The organism is Salmonella sp. SAL00672, assembly GCF_046552175.1.
Lineage (GTDB): Bacteria > Pseudomonadota > Gammaproteobacteria > Enterobacterales > Enterobacteriaceae > Salmonella > Salmonella enterica.
Genome location: NZ_JBGDUQ010000026.1, coordinates 1 through 938, shown reverse-complemented (window position 1 = coordinate 938; position 938 = coordinate 1). Strand labels below are relative to the sequence as shown.

1 protein-coding gene and 1 pseudogene are annotated in these 938 nt (G+C 43.3%); one reads left to right on the top strand and one right to left on the bottom strand.

Features of this window, described 5'->3' with window-relative positions:
- Window positions 1-328, bottom strand: a pseudogene (locus ACLJTG_RS23640) (phospholipase); the annotation flags it as partial.
- 115 nt (window positions 329-443) lie between these two features.
- On the opposite strand from ACLJTG_RS23640, the gene ACLJTG_RS23635 reads away from it, so the two are divergent.
- Window positions 444-614, top strand: a complete 171-nt coding sequence (locus ACLJTG_RS23635) for a hypothetical protein (RefSeq protein WP_369557246.1) — start codon at window positions 444-446, stop codon at window positions 612-614.
- The last annotated feature ends 324 nt before the right edge of the window (window positions 615-938 follow it).

Below are 938 nucleotides of genomic sequence, written 5' to 3'. Positions count from 1 at the left end.
AAGCCTGTTCAGTACGACGTGCTGAAACAAATGGTGTTGTGGGGCCCGTCCACACTAACTCGGTAGATTGCTCTGAAGTGGCTTTTGAATAGACATGGCTGGCAGTAAGGAGCATTGCAGCCAACTCACTAGAACTGACAGACGTTTTTTGCCAGGCCATAGTGAGTTGTTTGACTATTGTTACAGCTATTGGAGTATTGACCACATTGTATAATGTGGCCATAGATTTATTATCATCAATATGGCTAATATTTTCAGCGATAGCTCTTATTTTTTCAGATGATATTAGAGAGCTCAGCGCTGTAATAGCGTCCAGAAGATCATCCATTTAATAAATCCTTGAAGAAAGCTGCTTCAGTATGCTCCAGTGTTGGTACAAGCAGGGCTCTATCCACCCTAGAGTGATTATTTTCGATGAACCACGACAACAAGAAGCAAACAAAGTGAGCTTTGCTGAATTGCTCAGAGATGCAGCAGAATCAACAAAGATCAGTGGCCAAATTATCTTTGCCACATCTGAGGATGAGAGTGTTTTAGTAGAAGCGCTAAATGGCTATGATTATACAATTGTATCCTTCGATAAAAAAGACGGAAAATTGATAAGGAAGTTATAAATCGAATTCGCGTCTTAGCGCATTATCTCGCATTCTTTTTTAAGTTATGTATTCCCAGCTAGCGTTACGCCGGAAGCTGGCTGGGAATGGTGATGCATCTGCATCAGAACCGACCCATAAAACTGGTTGGCGTGGCACAGATACATTGCGCGCTGAGCGTAGCAATCCTAGTCTGAGAGCAGCGCTACAGCTTTTAAGTGGTTGTTAGGTGGGTAACGAGATGCGGAGCGACAACGGCGGTGTGTACTGGCAGTGAGAGTAATAAACAGTATGCCGGAAGAGCTCTAAAAGTGAATGGTTCATTTTAACAGGCTACTTACCCCC